Origin of the sequence: Neisseria sp. HMSC075C10 (assembly GCF_001815615.1) — a bacterium.
Lineage (GTDB): Bacteria > Pseudomonadota > Gammaproteobacteria > Burkholderiales > Neisseriaceae > Neisseria > Neisseria subflava_A.
The window spans coordinates 1-204 of the sequence record NZ_KV821270.1; the positions used below are offsets into that span (position 1 = coordinate 1).

A 204-nucleotide genomic window follows, 5' to 3' on the forward strand; every position below is an offset into this window, starting at 1 on the left:
TACTCAGCGAAGGCAACATCACCATCGGCGACCAAGCCACCAGCGCCCGCGCACTCGGCATCCAAACCGATCTGCAAAACGCCCACCGCAGCGCCGAAGCCGTACCCGATCTGCAAAACCTACTCGACAAACAGCAAACTGTCGCCCAATCGACTGCCGTCATCCACAGCGCCATTGCCACCTATAGTGGCAACCGTGCCAAAG

The 204-nt window shown here is 59.3% G+C and carries 1 protein-coding gene; it reads left to right on the forward strand.

The features are described 5' to 3' along the window. Positions 1 to 204, forward strand: a 204-nt coding sequence (locus HMPREF3047_RS10000; RefSeq protein ID WP_141756573.1) for a hypothetical protein, incomplete at both ends; no start/stop codon positions are given.